This window comes from Streptomyces sp. NPDC001617 (assembly GCF_053596855.1).
Map to the genome: position 1 here is coordinate 133,519 of NZ_JBSFHA010000015.1, position 22,624 is coordinate 156,142.

The following is a 22,624-nucleotide window of genomic DNA, read 5'->3' on the forward strand; positions in this document are numbered from 1 at the left end:
GTCTCAGTCGCCGAGCCCCACCAGGTTCGGGATCTCCTGCGTGGCGTACCACAGCAGCTCGTGATCCTCGGCTCCGTCCACCACGAACTGCGCGTCGTCGTCCCCGCTGTCGGCGGCCTCCAGCGCTTCGGCCGCCGCGGCCACGTCCGCCTCCGCGTCGTCGAGGTCGACATGCACGGCGGCCGCCTTGGCCAGCGCCACAGCGCCCTTGACCCGCACCTCGCCGAGCGCCGCCGGGTCCAGCCCCCGGTCGGGGTCGGCGGACGCGGCACCGTCGGCCACGTCGACGGCGACCACGACACGGCGGCGCGGGGCCTCGGCATCGGCGGCCAGCAAACGCAGCGAGGCGAGGGCGGCGCGGTTCAGCGCCGCGTACTCCAACTCCTCGATGTCGTCGGAGAGATACCACTCGCGCAACGCGGGCGTGACGGCGTAGGCGACGAACGGCCCGCTTCCCAACTCACCCGTCTTGTACGCCTCGGCGAGCCCGGGGAGGGTCAGGGGGACGTAGACGCGCATGGCTGGCCGCTTTCGTGGTCGGAGGGCTGAGCTGGTGCCCGGAGGGCCGAATCGGTGCCCGGCGGGCCTTCAGGATACGTGCGGGCGTCCCCTTTCGAGTCCCCACCAACCCCTTCGGACCCGTCACCTCCCGACCCGCAATTCACCCGCCGCCCCCTTGTGAGTACGGGCCTGCACGCCTCCCCGTCACCCTGATAGGTGAACATTCCGACCCTCCGACGCGGGCCTGCCCTTCCTTGCGGCTGCCGTCCGGAGCCCCGTACAAGATCCCCAACAAGAAGTTACCGCCCGGTATCAATCGGGCAGGCAGAACGGGGACACCTATGTACGTCATGTCCAGGGCAGCCCAGCGCCGGTCCGGCACCCGCCCGCCGACCCGCGGTGACTCCCGCCGCCCCGGCGGGAACCCGCCCCGCACTCCTGGCGGCACCCCCACCCGCACCGCCCCGGGAGGCGGCCGCCCACCGGGCGCGCGGGGCACCGGCCTCTCCACCCGCACCAGGCCCGCCGACGGCCGCCCCTCGCCCGGCCCCGGAAGGAGCGCGGTCTCCGCCCCGATGAGGACCAGCGCGGCCTCGGGCAAGGCCGTGACGAGCTCCGGCAGGGTCACGACGCCCTCGGGTGGAGTCACGCCGGGTGGGACCGCCACCGCCCCGCGCGGAGCCCTTCCGGCTCCCCCCGGAGCCACGGCCGCTGCAAACGCCCGCCCCGCCCCCGCATCCCACCCGACGGTCCCCGCCCAGGCCGTCCACGCGTGCGTCCCGCACCCCCGCCCCACCGACCTCTTCGCCGACCGTCTCCTCGCCGTCCTGAGCGGCCAGCGCCCCGTCCACTCGATGCTCCGGCACACCGCCGGCCGCGCCTACGACGAGCTGGCCCGGCTCGCCGAACGCGGTCCCCTGCGGGCCCGCGGCACCCGGCCCGTCGTCCGCGACATCGGCTACTGCGTCCCGCGCCCCGGCGCCATCGAGGCCTTCGCCCGCATCGGCGCCGGCAACCAGCTGCGTGCCATGGCCTTCCGTCTGGAACAGGGCCCCGACCTGCGCTGGCGCTGCACGGCGATCGAGCTGGGCGGCACCCGCATGCCACGCCCGGCGGACGACTAGGCCTGTTGCGAAGGTCCCGTCGTCCGCCCGTAGGGCGGGGCCTGCGGCGGGACTTTCGCAACAGGCCCGAGGCCCGCACCCGCCCCACGCATGCCGAAGGGCCGGGCCCCCTCAGGGTGACCCGGCCCTTCAAGCCGCTACGGCGCCACCGGCACCGTCAGTGGTCGCGTTGCCGCCCGCTCACTTCTTGCGGCGTCGCCCGCCCCGCGACTGCTTGCGGCGCTCCGCGCGGGTGAGGCCGTCGGCCTCGGAACGGATCGGCTCGTCGTCGCCGACGAAGTCGCCCTCGATGGTGCCGCCCTCGCCGTCCACCGTCGGCGCGGAGAAGTGGAGGTTGCGGCGCTGCGGGGCGTCCAGCCCCTTGGCGCGGATCTCCGGACGGGCACCCGCCTGGGCGGGAACGACGTCCTGCTTCTCCATGTCGACCGGCTCGGCGTCCTCGACCGGGACCTCCTCGACCTGCTGCTCGACCTGGACCTCCAGGTTGAACAGGTAGCCGACGGACTCCTCCTTGATGCCCTCCATCATCGCGGTGAACATGTCGAAGCCCTCGCGCTGGTACTCGACCAGCGGGTCCTTCTGCGCCATCGCGCGCAGGCCGATGCCCTCCTGGAGGTAGTCCATCTCGTAGAGGTGCTCGCGCCACTTGCGGTCCAGCACCGACAGCACGACCCGACGCTCCAGCTCACGCATGATCTCGGAGCCGAGCTGCGTCTCCCGCGTCTCGTACTGCTCGCGGATGTCGTCCTTGATGGACTCGGAGATGAACTCGGCGGTGAGGCCCGCCCGGTCGCCGGCCGCCTCCTCCAGCTCGTCGACGGTGACCCGCACCGGGTAGAGCTGCTTGAAGGCGCCCCACAGCCGGTCCAGGTCCCAGTCCTCGGCGAAGCCCTCGGCGGTCTCGGCGGCGACGTACGCGTCGATCGTGTCGTCCATGAAGTGGCCGACCTGCTCCTGCAGGTCCTCGCCCTCCAGGACGCGGCGCCGCTCGCCGTAGATGACCTCGCGCTGGCGGTTGAGGACCTCGTCGTACTTCAGGACGTTCTTACGGGTCTCGAAGTTCTGCTGCTCGACCTGCGACTGCGCGGACGCGATCGCGCGCGTGACCATCTTGTTCTCGATCGGCACGTCGTCCGGGACGTTCGCCATCGACATGACGCGCTCGACCATCTGGGCCTTGAACAGCCGCATCAGGTCGTCACCGAGGGAGAGGTAGAAGCGGGACTCGCCGGGGTCGCCCTGACGGCCGGAACGACCGCGCAGCTGGTTGTCGATACGGCGCGACTCGTGCCGCTCGGTACCGAGGACGTAGAGCCCGCCGAGGTCCTTGACCTCCTCGAACTCCGCCTTCACGGCCTTCTCGGCCCGCTCCAGGGCGGCGGGCAGCGCCGCGGCCCACTCCTCGATGTGCTCCTCGGGGTCGAGGCCGCGCTGGCGCAGCTCCGCCTCGGCGAGGTCGTCGGGGTTGCCGCCGAGCTTGATGTCGGTGCCACGGCCGGCCATGTTGGTCGCGACGGTGACGGCGCCCTTGCGGCCGGCCTGGGCGACGATGATCGCCTCACGGTCGTGCTGCTTGGCGTTCAGCACTTCATGCTGGACGCCTCGCTTGCTCAACTGCTGGGACAGGTACTCGGACTTCTCGACCGACGTCGTACCGACGAGGATCGGCTGGCCCTTCTCGTGCTTCTCGACGATGTCGTCGACGACCGCCTCGAACTTCGCGACCTCGGTGCGGTAGATCAGGTCCGACTGGTCCTTGCGGACCATCGGCCGGTTGGTCGGGATCGGGACGACGCCGAGCTTGTAGATCTGGTGGAACTCGGCGGCCTCGGTCATCGCCGTACCCGTCATGCCGGACAGGCCGGGCAGTTCCTTGCCGTTCTGGTCGTGACGCTTGTAGAGGCGGAAGAAGTTCTGGAGGGTGATGGTGGCGAGGGTCTGGTTCTCGTCCTTGATGTCCACCCCTTCCTTCGCCTCGATCGCCTGGTGCATGCCCTCGTTGTAGCGGCGGCCGGCGAGGATACGGCCGGTGTGCTCGTCGACGATCATGACCTCGCCGTCGATGACGACGTAGTCCTTGTCCTTCTTGAAGAGCTCCTTGGCCTTGATGGCGTTGTTCAGGTAGCCCACCAGAGGCGTGTTCACCGACTCGTAGAGGTTGTCGATGCCCAGCCAGTCCTCGACCTTGGAGACGCCGGACTCGTGGATGGCGACCGTGCGCTTCTTCTCGTCGACGTCGTAGTCGCCGGTCTCCTCGACGCCCTTGAGGGGGTTGCCCGCCTCGCCCTTCTTCAGGCGCAGGACCAGCTTGGCGAAGTCGCCGTACCACTTGGTGGCCTGGTCGGCCGGGCCGGAGATGATCAGCGGCGTACGGGCCTCGTCGACGAGGATGGAGTCGACCTCGTCGACGATCGCGAAGTTGTGGCCGCGCTGGACCAGTTCGTCCTGGGCCCACGCCATGTTGTCGCGGAGGTAGTCGAAGCCGAACTCGTTGTTCGTGCCGTAGGTGATGTCGCACGCGTACTGCTCGCGGCGCTGGGCCGGCGTCATGTTGGCGAGGATGCAGCCGACTTCGAGGCCCAGGAACTTGTGGACGCGGCCCATCATCTCGGAGTCGCGCTCGGCCAGATAGTCGTTGACCGTGATGAGGTGGACGCCCTGGCCGGACAGCGCGTTCAGATACGCGGGCAGGGTGCCGACGAGCGTCTTGCCCTCACCGGTCTTCATCTCGGCCACATAGCCGAGGTGGAGGGCCGCACCGCCCATGATCTGCACGTCGTAGTGACGCTGGCCGAGGACGCGCTTGGCGGCCTCGCGGACCGTGGCGAACGCTTCGGGGAGGAGGTCGTCCAGGCTCTCGCCGTCTTCGTAGCGCTGCTTGTACTCATCGGTGAGGGCCCGCAGCTCGGCGTCGGAGAGGTCGACGAAGTCCTCTTCGATGGAGTTGACCTGGTCCGCAATGCGGTGCAGTTTGCGCAGGATCTTACCTTCGCCTGCACGCATGATCTTCGAGAGGACGGACACGGGGGTTGGTCTCCTTGCCGGTCGGGCCTGGGACGGTCGGTTTCCATTTGACTTACTGAGCAACGGCCATCGTATGCGAGGACCTGCCCGGGCCGGGAGGCCTGCCGTGACGACGACCGCTCACTGCTTGGCACACCGCTTCAAATCTTCTTCAAAGAGCACAACGGACGGCTCTCATGGATGGTGCCGGACCACGCCGACGAATTGCGCGAATTGTGATCGCCTGCTCACGCACGGCGAAAACATGGCGCCCGCGCGCGGTCTCCGAGCAGAATCGGCCGATGGACCCCGTGACCCTCACGACCGCCCGTCTCCTCCTGCGCCCGGTCGGCCCCCAGGACGCCGACGCGGTGTACGCCGCCGCCCAGGACCCCGAGATCCAGCGCTGGACGATGATCCCCTCGCCCTATCTCCTGGAGCACGCGCGGAGCTTCACCGGGGAGATCGCTCCGGGCGGCTGGACGAACGGCTCGATGCTCACGTTCGGCCTCTTCCTCCCCGCAGGGGAGGAACTGGTGGGCATGCTGGACCTGATGATGCGCTCCCTGAGCACGGCCGAGATCGGCTTCTGGTGCGCCAAGGAACACCGTGGCCACGGCTATGTCACCGAGGCCACCACCGAAGTCTCCCGCTGGGCCTTCACCCACCTGTCGATCGACCGGGTGGAATGGCGCGCGGAGGTCGGCAACCACGCTTCCCGAGCGGTGGCGGAACGCGCGGGCTTCGTCATGGAAGGGGTCCTGCGCGCCGCGATCATCCACAGAGGCGTACGCCGGGACACCTGGGTGGGCGCGTTGCTGCCGTCGGACCTGGGACTGCCGTCCACCGCGCCTTACCTGCCGGCACCGGTCCAATCGGCGCAGTAGTCCCCCAACTCGGCGCACCGGGCAACAGAACCGCAGCTCAACGCCCATTGTCAGTCCCGCCCCCTATCGTGCGGACCATGACGACTCCGCGCCCCACCGACCTCTCGGCGGACGAGGCCCGCCGCATCGCCCTGCGCGCCCAGGGGTTCCTGGGTACTCCCGACCGCAAGGGCGGTGCCCGCGGCGTCCTCCGCCACCTCGGCGCGGTCCAGTTGGACACGATCTCGGTCCTGGCCCGCTCCCACGAGCTCATCCCGTACGCCCGCCTGGGCGCGGTGGGCCGCAGGACGGTCGAGGACGCGTACTGGAACACCTCCTCGACCGGCGAGCCCCACGCCTTCGAGTACTGGTCCCACGCCGCGTGCATCCTCCCCGTCGAGGAGTGGCCGCACTTCGCCTTCCGCCGCCGCGCCTACCGAAACCGCCCGCACTGGAACCACGAGCTCCCGGACGGCGCCTACGACCAGGTCATCAAGCAGCTCCGTTCCGAAGGTCCGCTCACGGCCACCGAGTTGGGCGGCGCCAAGCGCACCAGCGAGTGGTGGGACTGGTCCGGTGCGAAGGTCGCCGTGGAGCGCGCGCTGATGTACGGCGAGGTGGTGTGCGTGGAACGCCGCGGCTGGAAGCGGGTGTACGACCTCGCCGAGCGCGCCGTCCCGGAGGCGCTGCTGCACGACGAGCTGGACGACGCGGAGTGCCTGCGCCGGCTGGTCCGTCTCGCCGGCCAGTCGTTGGGCGTCGGCACGCGCGCGGACATCGCCGACTACCACCGTCTCAAGGGAGAGCAGGTCGACGCGGTGATCGCCGACTCGGGCCTGGTCCCGGTCGCGGTCGAGGGCTGGTCCAAGCCCGCCTGGGCCGACCCGGTGGCACTGGAGACCCCACCGCGCGGCCGTCACCGCACCACGCTGCTCTCCCCGTTCGACTCCCTGATCTGGGAACGGGCGCGCACGGAACGGATCTTCGGCTTCACCCACCGCCTGGAGGCCTACGTCCCCAGGCCGAAGCGGGTGTACGGCTACTTCGCGATGCCGGTCCTCGCCGGCGGCCGCCTGGTGGGCCGCGTGGACCCGGCCCGGGAAGGCGCCACGCTGGTCGCCAAGCAGGTCACCCTGGACGGCGCCAAGGCGGTCCCGGCGGTGGCGGAGGCGCTGGTCGAGGCGGCGAGCTGGGTGAACTGCACGAGCGTACGCGTGGAGCGCGTGGACGCGCCGGAGCTGCACGAGCCGCTCACCACGGAGGTGACCCGGGCCCTCATCGCCGCCCTGCGCTGACCGGCGTCACGGCCGGTGGAACGGCTCAGCGGATCTCGAGGATCTTCTCCCGCATCGCGTACACCACCGCCTCCATCCTGGAGTGCAGCTGCAGCTTCTCCAGGATGTTGCGTACATGGTTCTTCACGGTGTTCTCGGAGATGAACAACTCCTTGGCGATGTCCCGGTTGTTCATTCCCGTGGCGACGAGTTTGAGGACTTCCAGCTCGCGGTCGGTCAGCCGTGGGGCGGGCACCAGTCGGCGCTCGTCGGTGCGCTGGATCATCGACTTGAACTCGGTGAGGAGTTTCGACGCCATGGAGGGACTGATCTGCGACTGGCCGTCGGCGACGGCGCGAATGGCGGTGGCCACCTCGTCCGTGGAGATCTCCTTGAGGAGATAACCGGTCGCACCCGCCTTGATCGCGTCGTAGAGGTCGGCCTCCTCGTCGCTGATCGTCAGCATGATGATCTTGGCGCTGGGCGCTACCTCCTTGATGGAGGTGCACGCCTCGATCCCGCCCCGCTTGGGCATCCGTACATCCATCAGGACGATGTCGGGCAGCAGGTCGGCGGCCTTGTCGACGGCCTCGGCGCCGTCCCCGGCCTCCCCGACGACCTGGATGTCCTCCTCGGCCGCGAGCACTATCTCCAGGCCACGGCGGAAGAGGGCGTGGTCGTCCACGACAAGGACTCTGATCGGTTCCTTGCGTGGAGTGCCCGCGTCCGGGCCCATGCCGACGACGCCGCCGTCGGCACCCTCGTCATGCATCGGTCCGAAGCTGTCCGCCATCGTTCCTCCCCCTGAAGGCTGTGGCCTGTGGTGCTGCGCCATCGCCAACCCAAGGCAACGGTCCACCGGTTGGGCCGTTGCGGCCATGATTCCATGCCCGGACGACAACGCGGTGACAGAGCGGGACTCGAAGTGGTCGCACGCCGGTGCCCCTGGGGGCGCACAGGCGCTCCAGGGGCACCGGCTCAACTGTCAGTCGCGTGGGTCAGCCGCCCAGCGTGCCACCGGGCGCGGGAGACTGCGCCTGGGCGACCATCGGGTCCGTGCTGAGGTGGATGACGCCGTAGTCGTAGGCGTGCCGCCGGTAGACGACACTCGGTTCCTTGGTCTCGGAGTCGACGAACAGATAGAAGTCGTGTCCGACCAGTTCCATCTCGTAGAGGGCCTGGTCGAGGGTCATCGGGGAGGCGACGTGGGTCTTCTCGCGGACGATGAGGGGGCCTTCGCCCTTCACTTCCAGCGAGCCGATCTTCTTGGTGGGGACGCCGTCCGGCTCTTCCTCGTGGACCGGGTGACCGTTCCCGTTGAGCGTCGCCGCGCCCGGGACGTGGTCGGGGACCTCGGCGGCCGAGATCCTGCGCGCGCCACGGCGCGAGAACCGCTTGTCGTGCTGCTTGCGCAGCCGGGCATCCAGCTTCTCCGCCGCCAGGTCAAGCGCCGCGTACGGATCGCTGGCCGCTGCCTCTGCCCGGATCACCGGACCGCGGGAGCGGAGCGTGATCTCCACTCGGTCACAACGGTCGGCCTGTCGGGGGTTGGGCTCCTTGGACACCTCGACGTCGAGGCTGATCACCTTGCCATCGAGCTTCTGGATCTTCTCCAGCTTCAGCTTCTCGGCCACGTGCTTCCGGAACCGCTCGGGCACCTCGGTTTTGCGGCCCTTGACGACGATGTCCACGCAGAACTCCGTTCCCGGATTGCTCCGCCTCGCTGCGGAGCATCTCCCTTTTGCACCAGGCTCCGGTGCTCCGGAACCTCGGACTCGGTGACTTCCACCTCCTCCCCCGCGGGCAAGATCTCCACTCCACCGACGCGGGTGATTGTGAAAAACCCGCAGCACGGCATTCGCGTATGAGAGGTGTGGCCTGCGCCTTTCTCTCACAACCGAACATATCTCGCCCGGACGGATGTCGTCACCCTCTACTGCGGCGTACCTCCGTTCAGGTGAATTGGCCCTGTCGTTACCTGCAACGATGCAAGTTCACGGTCAGTTCCGGTTTGTTTCGAAAGAATCTGGCGGAGCGGCGACCACAGCCGCGCAGACCGGGTCACCGACGCGACCCGGGCCCGCCATTCCCGGCCCGGCGGACCACCGGCCGGCCCCGACGTCCCGTGATCCGGCCCTCCGTTCCCCTCTGCCTTCCCGAGTCACCGCCGTATACACGGCCGTTGCCCCTTGGCCGTACGAAACCGGCCCCGGCCCGCGCCCGTGCGCGTCCGCACTCCTGCCCCGCGTCCCCGTCCCGTCGTCCTCCGCCAGCGCCGCCCGCACGGCCCGCGCCGCCTCGGCGAGCGAGGCCCCGGTCGTCATCAGGTCGTCCACGAGCACCACCCGCCCCGCGCGCAGCAGCCGCACCCCACCCGGCACCACGACCAGCGCACCGGACAGATTCTCCAGGCGCTGACGCGAGTTGAGCCCGGCCTGATCCGCCACACCCCGCCCCTGCCGCAGCACACCGACCACCCGCGCCGGAATCCCGCCCCGCCGCAACTCTCCCGCCGCGGCAAGCGCGATCCGCTTGGCCGGATCATGCCCCCGCGCCCGCACAGCGGCCCGCGCCGACGGCACGGGGACGAGCAGCACGGAAATGTCTCCGTCCCCGACGGCACGCCCCAGCACCCCGTCGTGCCCCGCCGGGACACCCCGGCCGCCACACCCCCGAGCCTCCCCCAGCCCCGCCCGCACGGCCCCTGCCAGAGCCGCGCCCAGCGGTGCCGCCAGAGTCAGCACGCCTCGTTCCTTGTGGGCCAGCAACACGGCCCGTACCTCGTCGGCGTACCGGGCGGCCGCGTGCACCGCGGGCAGCCCGGGCGGCTCCGGCACCGGTCGCACCCGGCTCGGCGCGGCCCCGTTCAGAGCGGCACGGCACTCAGGGCAGAGCACCGTGCGAGGCCTCCCGCAGCCTCCGCACTCGGCCGGCAGCACCAGGTCGGTGAGGTCCTGCCACCACCCCCGCATGCTCACCACTGTGCCAACGTCCGAGCCACCCGACCACCCCTGTGGACAACTCCCTGTGGACAACTCGAGGCGGTGTTCGGGCGTCGTCCCGCGACCCCACATCCGACAGCGCCCAAGGCAGAAGCGGCCGCCCCCGGCCGGGCTCCCCGACCCGCGACGGCCGCTCCTCGGCTGCCTCACCCCGGATGTCTCACCCCGGGTAGACCGGCGCCATCCCGTCCGTGACCACCTTGTGCCACTGCGCCCCGGACTGCAGCCGTACGATCCCGTCCTCCGAGTACGCCACCAGCGGGAACCCATCGGAGTCGGTCGCCGTGATCTCCTTGACGCCGCTGAGCGCCGCGGGCGCGGGCCCCTCCGGCGTGGAGCCGTCGACCTGGACGTACCGCAGGTTCTGCACACCGCCATGCTCGCGCCCGACCACCACGAGCCGACTGTCACCGGCCCACGACATGGCGGTGATGTCCTCCAACTCCGGTGTGACGGACAGCGGTTCGAGCACGGAGACCGTCGGCTTGTCCCCTTCGGTGCCGCGCTCGATCCGGCCGATGATCAGCGACCGCTTCTCGCCCTGCGCCACCACGAGCGCGATGCGCACTCCGTCGGCGGCCACCTTGACGTCCTCGATCCGCCCGCCCAGGGCCGGCATCTTCACCGTGAGCGGCTTGCCCTGGCCCCGCTCCAGCAGAAGCAGCCGGGCGTCGTCGGGGTTGCGGTCGGCCACCCAGAGGTCGCCCTGCGCGTCCCAGCTGGGCGCGGTCAGCCGGTCCTTGTCCGTCTTGCCGTGACTGACCAGGACGGGCGTCCCGAGCGAATCGCCCGACTCCAGCGACGCGACGTACAGATTCTTGCCGTCGCCGCCGACCGCGGCCGCGCTGTGCTCGTCGCGCGACACGGCCACCGAGCGCAGTTCCTTGTCGTTGTCGCCCAGCGGCCCCGGCACCGGATCGGCCTTGGTACCGCCGTTGTTGTCGGCGGCGATCCGCACCAGCCGGCTCTTGCCCTGGATGAAGTACACATAGCCCGGCGTGTCCGCCGAGCCCCGCACGGCGACCGCGTGCCCCTCCTCCAGCGAGCAAAGCCGCGTCTCGCCGGAGCGCAGCTCGACCTCCTCCACCGCCGGGGCGAGGTTCTGCAGCGTGAACAGGAGCTGGGCCGCCATCTCGTTGCACTTGGTCGGCCCGACCCGCGCGGCGCTCTTGTTCAGCGGCACGGTCAGCTTGTTCTGGTCGTCGGGCGCCAGCGAGGTCACGCCCTTCTGCAGCGCCGTCCCGGTGGGGAAACTCGTCCGCACCGCCTGGTTGAGCCAGTTCGTGGGGCCGTGGAGCAGGGACCGCACCACCTGGGTCATGGGGTCCACACGCCGGCGTACGTACACGGGGTCGGCGACGGCCGTCGGCGTCCCCGCCGCGGCGTCGACGGCCAAGTAGTACTTGTTGACGGACATGTAGTTGCGCTGGAAGTCCGTCTTCCCCATGACGACGCCCTGAGGCAGCCGGTCGATGCGCCACTGATGGGTCTTCTTGTCCTTCGTGAGGTGCACCGGGGCTTCGTAGGACCCGCTGTCGGGCGTGTACGCCTGCTGCGAGTCCACCCTGGCGACCCTGGCGCCGGTGAGCGTGAACGACGGGTCGTCGGTGTTGTCCCGGCCGCCCGAGTGGACCCGCTCGGTGCCGGGCCCGTTGGCGAGGACCGTGGTGGAGAGCGCCGGCTCCCAGGTCTTGGACGCCTGGCCGGTCAGATACTGCCGGGCCGTCGAGTAGGTGGGATCGTCGCTGGTCAGCGCCTCCAGGAAGCCCGACACGATCTCCACGGGCTGCGCGTCCTCCTGCGGCGGCATGGCGAAGACCCGTACCTGGGTGTCCTGCTGCGGTGCGGAGTCGACCCCGCGCAGATCCCCGCTGTCGGGCATCGACGCGCACCCCGCCAGCAGTACGACGCCCAGGGCGCCGTACGCCACCGCGTGCACCGGTCTGCGCCGGGCGGCCCCCTCGCGGTCAGCGCCCACGGAATGCCTCCCCATGCTTCTTCGAGTCCTCCGCCCCGGCACCCGGGTGGCTCGAGGTCTCGCTCCGTGCCCCGTCCACGGGGGGCGTCTCGTCCTGCTGTCGCCGTACGCCGGAGGCGGGCCGGGGCACCACGCGCGCGCCGTTGCCGGGAAGCGCCGTCGGATCGGCCGTGGGGGCCGCTCCGGTCAGCCTCGGGGCAATGGGCGGTATCTGGTCTCCCGCGGGCTGTACGGGGACGGTGGCGGCCTTCTCGCCCCCGCCACGCGGCAGGCCGGCGTCGTTGAGTCCGCGATTACGGCGCGAGTCCTTGGGTTCCAGCGGTATCGGCGAACCCCGCAGCGGCTCGTCCGCGGTCCGCGGCAGTGTCAGCCGGAACTGCGAGCCACCTCCCGGCTCGCCCCAGGCCTGCAGCCAGCCGCCGTGCAGCCGCGCGTCCTCCAGGGCGATGGACAGCCCGAGACCCGTACCGCCCGTGGTACGCGCGCGTGCCGGGTCGGCGCGCCAGAAGCGGCTGAACACGCGCGTGGCTTCGCCGGGCTTGAGCCCGACCCCGTAGTCGCGCACCGCGACCGCGACCGCGCCGCCCGCCGCGGCGAGCTTGACGACGACGTCCTTGCCCTCGCCGTGCTCCACGGCGTTGACGACGAGGTTGCGCAGCACCCGCTCCACGCGCCGGGTGTCCGCCTCGGCGACGACGGGCTGCTGGTCGCCTACGACCCGTATCGTCGTCCCCTTGCGCTCGGCGAGCGGCTCGGCGCCACTCACCACCCGCCGTACGACCTCCCGGAGGTCTATCGGCTCCGCCTCCAGGGCCGCCGCGCCCGCGTCGAAGCGGCTGATCTCCAGCAGGTCGGCGAGCAGGGACTCGAACCGGTCCAGCTGGTCGGCGAGCAGTTCCGCCGACCGCGCGGTCACCGGATCGAAGTCCTCGCGCGCCTCGTGGATGACGTCCGCGGCCATCCGTACGGTCGTCAGCGGTGTCCGCAGCTCGTGCGACACATCGGACACGAACCGCCGCTGCATCCTCGACAGGTCCTCCAGCTGCTGGATCTTCAACTGGAGGTTCTGCGCCATCTTGTTGAAGGCCTCGCCGAGCCGCGCGATGTCGTCCTCGCCGGTGACCTTCATCCGCTCCTGCAGCCGCCCGGCGGAGAGCCGCTCGGCGATCCCGGCCGCCATCCGCACGGGCGTGACGACCTGGCGCACCACGAGCCACGCGATGGCCCCGAGGAGTACGACGACGAAGAGCCCGGCGGTCGCCAGCGTGCCCTTGACGAGGCTGAGCGACTTCTCCTCCTGGGTGAGCGGGAAGAGGTAGTAGAGCTGGTACGGGTCCCCGTTCGGGTCGTTGATCTGCTTGCCGATGACCAGCGCCGGCTGGGACTCCTTGTTGTTGCTGTAGATGATGCGGGTGTAGCTCTGGGCGGCCGCCGTGTTGTCGTTGATCTTGGCGCGCAGGTCCTCGGGGACACTGGCCGAGGGGTCGACGTATCCGGAGGCGCGCGGCCCGCGTCCGCCGCCGCTGTCGTCACCGATGGGCAGCGTGACCACGTCGAAGGCGCCCTGGCCGCCGCTGGAGAGAGACTCCACGAGGTCGCTCATCCACGAGGTGAGGTTCTGGGAGGACCGCCCGTCCGCCGAAGTACCGTCACCAGCGGTTTCGGCGCCGGCCTCGTCGGCCGTCTGCTTGGCCACCGCGAACCCGCCGGTGGCCTGACTCTGTGAGGCCTTCACCTTGGCGTCGAGCAGTCCGTTGCGCACCTGCCCGATGACGACGAAGCCGAGCAGCAGCACGACTCCCAGGGACATCAGCAAGGTCGTGACGACGACCTTGAGCTGGATGTTCCGCCGCCACAGCCGCATGACGGGCAGCACGGGCCGCCGTACCCACCGCATGAACAGCCGGAGCACCGGGCTGCCGTGGACACCGCCCTGCAGCAGCCCGCCCTCCAGCAGACGCCCCCAGCGGGAGCCCGCCGTCTTCCGGCCGACAGGCCGCCCCGCACGGGCCCCCGCCGACCCGTTCGCCGAAGCGGCACTGTCACCGGTCATCTCAGCTCGGTCCTGCCTTGTATCCCACACCCCGCACGGTCACCACGATCTCCGGCCGCTCCGGGTCCTTCTCGACCTTGGAGCGAAGCCGCTGCACGTGGACATTCACAAGCCGGGTGTCGGCGGCGTGCCGGTAACCCCAGACCTGCTCGAGCAGCACCTCACGCGTGAACACCTGCCAGGGCTTACGCGCGAGGGCCACCAGCAGATCGAACTCCAGCGGTGTCAGGGCGATCGACTGCCCGTCCCGCTTCACGGAGTGCCCGGCCACGTCAATGACCAGGTCACCGATGGCGAGTTGCTCGGGCGCCGGCTCCTCCGACCTCCGAAGCCGCGCCCGGATCCTGGCGACAAGCTCCTTCGGCTTGAACGGCTTCACGATGTAGTCGTCGGCCCCCGACTCCAGCCCGACCACCACGTCGACGGTGTCGCTCTTGGCCGTGAGCATCACGATCGGCACACCCGACTCGGCCCTGATCAGCCGGCACACCTCGATGCCGTCCCGCCCCGGCAGCATCAGATCGAGCAGCACGAGATCAGGCTTGGCCTCCCGAAACGCAGCCAGCGCCTTGTCCCCGTCGGCTACGAAAGACGGCTCAAAACCTTCACCACGCAGCACGATGCCGAGCATCTCGGCCAGTGCGGTGTCGTCGTCGACGACAAGGACTCGTCCCTTCATAAACGACATCATCCCATTCTCATAACGGTGGCGAAGGTGCAGGTGAGCAGCGTCACTGGCCCGTGACGATAGTCGTACGGAGGCGTCACTGTCTGCCCCAGCTACCCAGAGTAGGGGGCCGCTGATCTCAAGGTCGACGAAGCCGGCGATCACCTGGCTCCGCAGAGCACCGGGCCGGTGCGTTCACCTTCAATCGATTGCAACGATTGAAATCCGACGCATTGCGTTACACCCAGTCCCGTTGCAACGATTTTTACACCTTGACGTGCCAAAACGTATAACTCTCGCAATAAATCAGTTGCCCAAACAATGAACGCAACGTAGCGTTTCCGTCATCAGAAACGTCGGATGGTCAACGGGGGAACTGATCGTGGAACCGGCACAGAGACAGCAGCAGGCAGCACCCGGCGCCTTCACCGCTTTCGCCCGCTTCGTGCTCTGCGGCGGCGGAGTGGGGGTCGCCTCCGGCTTCGCCGTGGCGGCTCTCGCCTCCTGGATTCCCTGGGGTCTGGCCAACGCTCTGATCACCGCGGCCTCCACCCTCCTCGCCACCGACCTGCACGCCCGCTTCACTTTCGGCGCTGGCGGGCGCGCGACCTGGCGTCAGCACGCGCAGTCGGCCGGGTCCGCGGCGGCCGCGTATGCGGCGACCTGCGGCGCGATGCTCGTCCTGCACCAACTCGTGGCAGCACCGGGTGCGGTGCTCGAGCAGGCCGTCTACCTGCTCGCCTCCGCGCTCGCCGGCGTCGCGCGGTTCGCGGTGCTGCGCCTCGTTGTCTTCGCGCGGAACCGTTCGCGGACCGCGGTCGCCGTCCGACCCGGGCGAACCGGGCAGCCCAGCCGCGAGCTCCCGTCAGCCGGCCGTCACCCGGCGGGACTTGGCACACAACTCCGCGAGAGCCTCCGCCGTCACGGGCGAGACGACGCCCTCTTCCGTGACGATCGCGGTCACCAGCTCGGGCGGGGTCACGTCGAACGCCGGGTTGTACGCCTGGGTCCCCAGGGGGGCCACCGGTATCCCGCCGCCCGCTTCCGCTCCCGCCACCGGCGCCTGGGGTGCTGTGACCTCGGTCACCTCATGTCCGGGACGCTGCTCGACCTCGATGGACGCCCCGTCGGGGGTGTCGGGGTCCACCGTCGTCAGCGGTGCCACCACGATGAACGGCACATGGTGGTACCGCGCGAGCACCGCGAGCGGGTAGCTCCCCACCTTGTTCGCCACCGAACCGTCGGCCGCGATACGGTCCGCCCCGATCAGCACGGCGTCCACCTCGCCGGCCGCGAAGAGCGAGCCCGCCGCGTTGTCGGTGAGCAGCGTGTACGCCATCCCGCTGCGCGCCGCCTCATAAGCCGTGAGACGAGCGCCCTGCAGCAACGGACGCGTCTCGTCCACCCAGAGCCGCCGCAGCTGCCCGGCCCGGTGCGCCGACAGCGCCACGGCGAACGCCGTCCCCTCTCCGCCGGACACCAGCGAACCGGTGTTGCAGTGCGTCAGGATCCGGTATCCGCCGCCAGGCAACAGCTCGTCCAGCAGCGCCAGCCCGCGCTCTGCCATGTGCGCGCTGGCCTCGGCATCCTCCTTGTGCAGCGCTCGCGCGGCGGCCAGAGCGGCCGCGGCGGCCTGCTCCGCGCCGCCGCCCTTGGCGAACTCGGCCCGGTAGGCGGACTGCGCCCGGCGCACCCCGACGGCGAGGTTCACCGCGGTCGGCCGGGCACCCGCCAGCGCGCTCGCGGCATCGTCCACGTCGAACCCGCGCGCGGCGGCGAGCGCGACGCCGTACGCCCCCGCGATCCCGAGCAGCGGTGCCCCGCGCACGGCGAGCGAACGGATCGCCTCCACCAGCGCGGGTGCGTCCGTACAGACCAGTTCGACCTCCTCGGCCGGCAGCCTCGTCTGGTCGAGAAGCACCAGAACGGGGCCTTCGGGTGGCTCCTCCCAACGGATCGCCGGTACCTCGGTCGGCCTGCTGTCCTCGCCGGATTGCGCGTACTGATCAGCCATGCGATCAGTCTGCCCCTTATCCCTCGGACAATTGAAGGTGTGCAGCCCATACCGTGGCCGGTACCTCGGCGACCACCCCATGGCACGATGGCTGCCAACCTGCCGCCGCGACCGCGGACGGGCACCGTGAAGGAGCGACGATGAAAGACACTCCGGGCTGGGCCTCGCCCGGATCTGCCCCGTCCGACGGGCAGGAGCCCGGCGCGTCCGGCCCCGCCGAGCCCACCGACCGCCCGAGCACCACGGAGCCCGCCGACCAGCCGGACCAGTCGGGTACGAACCCGCAGGACCCAGGCGTGAAGTGGTCCAAGGAGCAGCCGGCGGCCGGCCAGTGGTCCGCGCCCACCGGCCCCGCAAGCCCCGGCCAGGCCCCGCCGCCCCCACCACCCGGTCCGGGCTGGGGCGGCCAACCCCCCGGTGGTGGCTACGGCGGTCCGGGCGGACCCGGCGGTTACGGCGGTCGGGGTCCCTACGGCGGCTGGGGCGGCGGCGCCTGGGGCGGCCCCCCGCCCGCGGCCAAGCCCGGTGTGATCCCGCTCCGCCCGCTCGGCGTGGGCGAGATCCTCGACGGCGCGGTCTCCACCATGCGCACCTACTGGCGCACGGTTCTCGGCATCTCGCTGACCGTCGCCGTGATCACCCAGGTCCTGGTCGTCCTGCTCCAGGGCCTCGTCCTGAACGACGCCGGCACCGCGGCCCTCGACGACCCGAGCGCCTCCGTCGACGACGTGACCCGCGCCCTGGGCGAGGTCATGGCCAGCTCCGGTGCCGTCGCCCTGATCACGCTGATCGCCAGCGTCGCCGCGACCGCCCTGCTCACCACGGTCACCAGCCGTGCGGTCCTCGGCAAGCCGGTGACCGCAGGCGAGGCCTGGAGCGACGCGCGCCCCCAGGTCGTGAAGCTCTTCGGCCTGATCTGCCTGCTGCCGCTCATCGCCGCCGCGATCATCCTCGTCGGCGCGACGCCCGGCATCCTCGTGGGCGTCTTCGCCAACACGACGGCGGGGGTCGCCCTCGGCGTCCTCGGCGGCGCCGCCGCCGGCGTCATCGCACTGTGGCTGATGGTCCGCTTCTCCCTCGCCTCGCCCGCGCTGATGCTGGAGAAGCAGGGCATCACCAAGTCGATGAGCCGCTCCGCGAAGCTGGTCCGCGGCTCCTGGTGGCGGGTCTTCGGCATCCAGCTGCTCGCCACGGTCATCGCGAACATCGTCGCGTCGATCGTCGTGATCCCCTTCACCTTCATCGCAGCCGCGGTCGGCGGAGACGGCCTCGTCGGCCTCTTCAACACCGACGGTGGCAACGCCGGCTGGGCCTTCCTCATCATCAGCGGCATCGGCTCGGTGATCGGCTCCATGATCACGTTCCCGATCACCGCAGGCGTGACCGTGCTCCTCTACATCGACCAGCGCATCCGCCGCGAGGCCCTCGACCTCGACCTGGCCCGCGCCGCCGGTGTCCAGGGCTACGGCAGCGACACCAGCTCCGGAGGCTGATGCCGTGAGTCCGACGGGGGGAGTTCTCACAGCGGTGCCGGCGCTGCCGCGCGCCACCGAAGCGGCCGTACGGGCCCTGCTGCGCGCCGGCCACACATCCGTACTGTCGTCGGCGCGCTCCGGCGACGAACCGCCGGTGACCATCCCGCGCGATCCCGCGCGGGAGGCGGCCCGGCGCGAACTGTCCAAGCGCATGTACCACGAGAACGACCCCAGTTGGTACCAGCGCGCCCTCAACGCCTTCTGGGACTGGATCGACAAGCTGTTCAGCTCGGCCGCCTCCGCGACCCCTGGAGGCACGCTCGGCCTCCTGGTCGTCCTCGTGGCCGTCCTCGCCGTCCTGGGCGCGCTGTGGTGGCGCCTCGGCACCCCGGGCCGCCAACCCGTCTCCTCCGCGGCCCTGTTCGACGACCGCCCCCGCAGCGCGGCGGAACACCGCGCCGCCGCCGAGGCACACGCCGCCCAGGGCCACTGGAACCAGGCCGTCCAGGAACGCATGCGCGCCATCGTCCGCTCCCTGGAGGAACGCACGCTTCTCGACGGCCGCCCCGGCCGCACCGCGGACGAGGCGGCCGCGGAGGCCGGCCGCGCACTGCCGTCCCACACGGACCGACTGCGCGCCGCAGCCCGGGACTTCGACGACGTCACATATGGCGGCCGAAGGGCGAGCGAGATGTCGTACCACCGCATCGCCGAACTCGACCGTGACGTCGAACGCACCAAGCCCCAGCTCACAAGCAGCATCCCCGGCACGGCCCACAACGCCCGCCAGGGAGCCGCCGGATGACCGCCGAGGCCACGCTCCCGTCCACCTCGGCCTCGCCCACCGCCCGCCAGGTGTGGACCCGCACGCGAGGGGTCGCACTCGCTCTCGTGCTCCTCCTGGTGGCAGCCGTGGTCATCGCCGTGGTCCGCTCGGACACCCGGCACGGCGAACTCGACCCGCGCTCCGTCGACCCCTACGGCAGCCGCGCCGTCGCCGAACTCCTCGCCGACCGGGGCGTGTCCACGCGCGTGGTCACCACCCTCGACGAGGCGCGCGCCGCGGCCGCCCCGGACACCACTCTCCTGGTCGCCGTCCCGGACCTGTTGACGCACCGTCAACAGTCCAGCCTGCACACGGCGATCGTCGGCTCCGGCGGCCGCACCGTCTTCGTGGCCCCCGGCAGTTCCTCCGTCGAGAAGCTCGTCCCCGGTGTCACCGCGGACCCCGCCACCAGCTTCGACTCGACACTCGCCCCCGACTGCGGACTGCCCGCCGCCCAGCGCGCCGGGACCGCGGACACCGGCGGCATCCGCTACACCACCACGCACCTCGACGCCGACAAGTGCTACCCCAGCGAGCGCCTGTCCACCCTGCTGCGCATCCCAGAGACCTCCGGGGACGGTGACACCATCGTCCTCGGCGCGCCGGACATCCTCTTCAACGATCTCCTCGACAAACAGGGCAACGCCTCGCTCGCCCTCCAACTCCTCGGCTCCCGCCCCCATCTGGTCTGGTACCTCCCCTCGCTCTCCGACTCCTCGGCCGCCGGCACGGGCGACAAGAAGAGCTTCTTCGACCTGCTGCCCTCCGGCTGGCGCTGGGGCACGCTGCAGCTCTTCATCGCGGCAGCCCTCGCCGCCTTCTGGAGGGCACGCCGACTCGGCCCCCTCGTACCTGAAAAACTCCCCGTGGCGATCCGCGCCTCCGAAACCGTCGAAGGCCGCGCCCGCCTCTACCGCAAGGCCAACGCCCGCGACCGCGCGGCCGCCGGTCTTCGCTCCACCACCCGCACCCGCCTCGCCCCCCTCGTAGGCGTCCCCGTCGCCCAGGCGCACGCGCCCGAGGCTCTGCTCCCCGCCCTGTCCGCCCACCTGCACGGCGACGGCCAGGCCCTGCAAACCCTCCTCTTCGGCCCGCCGCCCGGCGACGACGCGGCCCTCATCACTCTCGCCGACCAACTCGACGCCCTCGAAAGAGAGGTACGCCGTCCATGATGGACCCGACCACTGACAACGCCGGGCACACCGGGGACCCGGGCAAGGCCCGAGCCTCGCTGGAGGCTCTGCGCGCCGAGATCGCCAAAGCCGTGGTCGGCCAGGACCCCGCCGTGACCGGCCTCGTCGTCGCTCTCCTCTGCCGCGGACACGTACTACTGGAAGGAGTCCCTGGGGTCGCCAAAACGTTGCTCGTCCGCGCCCTCGCATCCGCACTCGAACTGGAGACCAAACGCGTCCAGTTCACCCCCGATCTCATGCCGAGCGATGTGACGGGCTCCCTGGTCTACGACACCCGCACCGCCGAGTTCCGCTTCCAGCCCGGCCCCGTCTTCACCAACCTCCTCCTCGCGGACGAGATCAACCGCACCCCGCCGAAGACCCAGTCGTCCCTCCTGGAAGCCATGGAGGAACGCCAGGTCACGGTCGACGGCACCCCTCGCCCCCTCCCCGACCCCTTCCTGGTCGCCGCGACCCAGAACCCGGTCGAGTACGAGGGCACGTACCCCCTCCCCGAAGCCCAACTCGACCGTTTTCTCCTCAAACTGACGATCCCTCTCCCCTCCCGCCAGGACGAGATCGACGTCCTCACCCGCCACGCCGAGGGCTTCAACCCCCGCGACCTGCACGCCGCCGGCGTACGCCCGGTCGCCGGCCCCGACGACCTCGAAGCCGCCCGCGCCGCAGTCGCCAAAACGACGGTCTCCCCCGACATCACGGCCTACGTGGTCGACATCTGCCGCGCCACCCGCGAATCCCCGTCCCTCACCCTGGGCGTCTCGCCGCGCGGCGCGACAGCTCTCCTGGCCACCTCACGCGCGTGGGCATGGCTCACGGGCCGCGACTACGTCATCCCCGACGACGTCAAGGCCCTCGCTCTCCCCGCCCTCCGCCACCGCGTACAGCTGCGCCCGGAAGCAGAGATGGAAGGCGTGACGGCCGACTCGGTCATCAACGCGATCCTCGCCCACGTCCCCGTCCCCCGCTGATGGCCCTCACCGGACGCGCCGCACTCCTCGCGGCCCTCGGCTCCCTCCCCGTCGGCATCTGGGATCCCGGCTGGACGGGCATCCTCGCGGTGAACGCCCCCCTGGCAGTGGCCTGCGCCTGCGACTTCGCCCTCGCGGCGCCGGTACGACGCCTCGTCCTGACCCGCTCCGGCGACACCTCCGTACGCCTGGGCGAACCCGCCGACGTCACCCTCACGGTCACCAACCCGTCGGGCCGGCCCCTCCGCGCGCGCCTGCGCGACGCCTGGCCGCCCAGCAGCTGGCACCCCGGCACGGAGGTGGAAGCCTCCCGCCACCGCCTCACCGTCCCCGCCGGCGAGCGCCGGCGCACCACCACCCGCCTACACCCCACCCGCCGAGGCGACCGCCAGGCGGACCGAGTGACGATCCGTTCGTACGGCCCCCTCGGCCTGTTCACCCGCCAGGGCACCCACAAAGTCCCCTGGACGGTCCGCGTCCTGCCGCCTTTCACCAGCCGCAAGCACCTGCCCTCGAAACTGGCCCGCCTGCGCGAACTCGACGGCCGCACCAGCGTCCTCATCCGCGGCGAAGGAACAGAGTTCGACAGCCTGCGCGAGTACGTCCCCGGCGACGACACCCGCTCCATCGACTGGCGCGCAACGGCCCGCCAGTCCGCCGTCGCCGTACGCACCTGGCGCCCGGAACGCGACCGCCACATCCTCGTCGTCCTCGACACCGGCCGCACCGCGGCGGGTCGCGTGGGCGACGCCCCCCGCCTCGACGCCTCCATGGACGCGGCCCTGCTCCTGGCCGCCCTCGCCTCCCGCGCCGGCGACCGCGTGGACCTTCTCGCATACGACCGCCGAGTCCGCGCCCTGGTCCAGGGCCGCACGGCACGCGATGTACTCCCGTCCCTGGTCAACGCGATGGCCACGCTCGAACCCGAGCTGGTGGAACTGGACGCTCGAGGCCTGACCGCCACGGCCCTCCGTACGGCGCCCCGCCGCTCCCTGATCGTCCTGCTCACCAGCCTCGACACGGCACCGGTGGAGGAAGGCCTGCTGCCCGTCCTCTCCCAACTCACCCAGCGCCACACGGTTCTCGTGGCCTCGGTGGCGGACCCCTACATCGCCCGCATGGCCACGGCGCGCGGAAACGCGGACGCGGTGTACGAGGCCGCGGCAGCCGCTCAGGCCCAGAGCGAACGCCATCGCACAGCGGATCAACTCCGCCGACACGGGGTTACGGTCGTCGACGAGACGCCGGACGAATTGGCACCGGCGCTGGCGGACGCGTATCTGGCACTCAAGACGGCGGGCCGCCTGTAATCGGGCGGCCCCGGGTGGGCACTGAAATCCCGGTGGCCCCTGAAACGCAGAAAACCCCCGAACCGGTATCCCCGGCCGGGGGTTTTCGCAAAGATTGTTCGGCGGCGTCCTACTCTCCCACAGGGTCCCCCCTGCAGTACCATCGGCGCTGTAAGGCTTAGCTTCCGGGTTCGGAATGTAACCGGGCGTTTCCCTCACGCTATAACCACCGAAACACTATGAAACTGACAACCGGACCATGTGTGGCACATGGGGCTGTTCGTGGTTTCAGAACCAACACAGTGGACGCGAGCAACTGAGGACAAGCCCTCGGCCTATTAGTACCGGTCACCTCCACACGTTACCGTGCTTCCAGATCCGGCCTATCAAC

Annotated in this window: 17 protein-coding genes, 1 rRNA gene and 1 pseudogene; 9 read left to right on the plus strand and 10 right to left on the minus strand. The window is 70.7% G+C overall.

The genetic code is table 11. The annotated features are described in order from the left end of the window. Positions 1 to 3: 3 nt before the first annotated feature. Positions 4 to 519 (minus strand): DUF6912 family protein, encoded by a 516-nt coding sequence (locus ACWC09_RS14675; protein WP_450850887.1) that lies wholly within the window; start codon positions 517 to 519, stop codon positions 4 to 6. A 323-nt stretch (positions 520 to 842) separates the two neighbouring features. Here ACWC09_RS14675 and ACWC09_RS14680 point away from each other — a divergent pair, with 323 nt between their 5' ends. Next, the gene (locus ACWC09_RS14680) at positions 843 to 1,625 is read left to right on the plus strand and encodes an Rv3235 family protein (protein ID WP_450850888.1); all 783 of its coding nucleotides are present in this window, start codon (positions 843 to 845) and stop codon (positions 1,623 to 1,625) included. A 180-nt stretch (positions 1,626 to 1,805) separates the two neighbouring features. Here ACWC09_RS14680 and secA read toward each other — a convergent pair whose 3' ends face one another. After that, the gene (gene secA, locus ACWC09_RS14685) at positions 1,806 to 4,649 is read right to left on the minus strand and encodes a preprotein translocase subunit SecA (protein WP_450850889.1); all 2,844 of its coding nucleotides are present in this window, start codon (positions 4,647 to 4,649) and stop codon (positions 1,806 to 1,808) included. Between the two features lie 281 nt (positions 4,650 to 4,930). Here secA and ACWC09_RS14690 point away from each other — a divergent pair, with 281 nt between their 5' ends. Then, complete coding sequence (locus tag ACWC09_RS14690) at positions 4,931 to 5,515, plus strand: GNAT family N-acetyltransferase (RefSeq protein ID WP_450850890.1); 585 nt, start codon at positions 4,931 to 4,933, stop codon at positions 5,513 to 5,515. A 77-nt stretch (positions 5,516 to 5,592) separates the two neighbouring features. After that, the gene (locus ACWC09_RS14695) at positions 5,593 to 6,789 is read left to right on the plus strand and encodes a winged helix-turn-helix domain-containing protein (protein WP_450850891.1); all 1,197 of its coding nucleotides are present in this window, start codon (positions 5,593 to 5,595) and stop codon (positions 6,787 to 6,789) included. 25 nt (positions 6,790 to 6,814) lie between these two features. On the opposite strand, the gene ACWC09_RS14700 is transcribed toward ACWC09_RS14695, so the two are convergent. The 6 genes from ACWC09_RS14700 to mtrA form a co-directional block, all read right to left on the minus strand. Continuing rightward, complete coding sequence (locus ACWC09_RS14700) at positions 6,815 to 7,561, minus strand: response regulator (protein WP_450850892.1); 747 nt, start codon at positions 7,559 to 7,561, stop codon at positions 6,815 to 6,817. 205 nt (positions 7,562 to 7,766) lie between these two features. Beyond that, a complete protein-coding gene (hpf, locus tag ACWC09_RS14705; RefSeq protein ID WP_450850893.1) occupies positions 7,767 to 8,459 on the minus strand; it encodes a ribosome hibernation-promoting factor, HPF/YfiA family in 693 nt (230 codons plus the stop codon). 309 nt (positions 8,460 to 8,768) lie between these two features. Beyond that, a complete protein-coding gene (locus ACWC09_RS14710; protein WP_450850894.1) occupies positions 8,769 to 9,740 on the minus strand; it encodes a ComF family protein in 972 nt (323 codons plus the stop codon). A 190-nt stretch (positions 9,741 to 9,930) separates the two neighbouring features. Beyond that, complete coding sequence (locus ACWC09_RS14715; protein WP_450850895.1) at positions 9,931 to 11,748, minus strand: LpqB family beta-propeller domain-containing protein; 1,818 nt, start codon at positions 11,746 to 11,748, stop codon at positions 9,931 to 9,933. Continuing rightward, positions 11,738 to 13,801, minus strand: a complete 2,064-nt coding sequence (gene mtrB, locus ACWC09_RS14720; protein WP_450850896.1) for an MtrAB system histidine kinase MtrB — start codon at positions 13,799 to 13,801, stop codon at positions 11,738 to 11,740. Before mtrB ends, ACWC09_RS14715 begins: the two co-directional genes overlap by 11 nt. Before the next feature lies 1 nt (position 13,802). Further along, positions 13,803 to 14,492, minus strand: a complete 690-nt coding sequence (gene mtrA / locus ACWC09_RS14725; RefSeq protein WP_187283109.1) for a two-component system response regulator MtrA — start codon at positions 14,490 to 14,492, stop codon at positions 13,803 to 13,805. A 358-nt stretch (positions 14,493 to 14,850) separates the two neighbouring features. Here mtrA and ACWC09_RS14730 point away from each other — a divergent pair. Further along, positions 14,851 to 15,297, plus strand: a pseudogene (locus ACWC09_RS14730) (hypothetical protein); the annotation flags it as partial. A 36-nt stretch (positions 15,298 to 15,333) separates the two neighbouring features. Here ACWC09_RS14730 and mtnA read toward each other — a convergent pair. Next, positions 15,334 to 16,482 carry an S-methyl-5-thioribose-1-phosphate isomerase gene (mtnA, locus tag ACWC09_RS14735; RefSeq protein WP_450850897.1) on the minus strand — a complete coding sequence of 383 codons (1,149 nt, stop codon included), beginning with the start codon at positions 16,480 to 16,482 and terminating at the stop codon, positions 15,334 to 15,336. Between the two features lie 140 nt (positions 16,483 to 16,622). On the opposite strand from mtnA, the gene ACWC09_RS14740 reads away from it, so the two are divergent. Genes ACWC09_RS14740 through ACWC09_RS14760 form a run of 5 tightly spaced genes read left to right on the plus strand, consistent with a single transcriptional unit; the run spans position 16,623 to position 22,254 of the window. After that, a complete protein-coding gene (locus ACWC09_RS14740) occupies positions 16,623 to 17,975 on the plus strand; it encodes a glycerophosphoryl diester phosphodiesterase membrane domain-containing protein (RefSeq protein ID WP_450850898.1) in 1,353 nt (450 codons plus the stop codon). A 4-nt stretch (positions 17,976 to 17,979) separates the two neighbouring features. After that, positions 17,980 to 18,762 carry a DUF4129 domain-containing protein gene (locus tag ACWC09_RS14745; protein WP_450850899.1) on the plus strand — a complete coding sequence of 261 codons (783 nt, stop codon included), beginning with the start codon at positions 17,980 to 17,982 and terminating at the stop codon, positions 18,760 to 18,762. Further along, positions 18,759 to 19,955 carry a DUF4350 domain-containing protein gene (locus ACWC09_RS14750; protein ID WP_450850900.1) on the plus strand — a complete coding sequence of 399 codons (1,197 nt, stop codon included), beginning with the start codon at positions 18,759 to 18,761 and terminating at the stop codon, positions 19,953 to 19,955. The genes ACWC09_RS14745 and ACWC09_RS14750 overlap by 4 nt, the downstream gene beginning before the upstream one ends. Further along, complete coding sequence (locus ACWC09_RS14755) at positions 19,955 to 20,944, plus strand: AAA family ATPase (RefSeq protein WP_450850901.1); 990 nt, start codon at positions 19,955 to 19,957, stop codon at positions 20,942 to 20,944. Before ACWC09_RS14750 ends, ACWC09_RS14755 begins: the two co-directional genes overlap by 1 nt. Next, entirely contained in the window at positions 20,944 to 22,254 is a 1,311-nt protein-coding gene (locus ACWC09_RS14760; RefSeq protein WP_450850902.1) for a DUF58 domain-containing protein, read from the plus strand. The genes ACWC09_RS14755 and ACWC09_RS14760 overlap by 1 nt, the downstream gene beginning before the upstream one ends. A gap of 96 nt (positions 22,255 to 22,350) precedes the next feature. Here ACWC09_RS14760 and rrf read toward each other — a convergent pair. Then, positions 22,351 to 22,467 (minus strand): 5S ribosomal RNA (gene rrf, locus ACWC09_RS14765). Between the last annotated feature and the right edge of the window lie 157 nt (positions 22,468 to 22,624).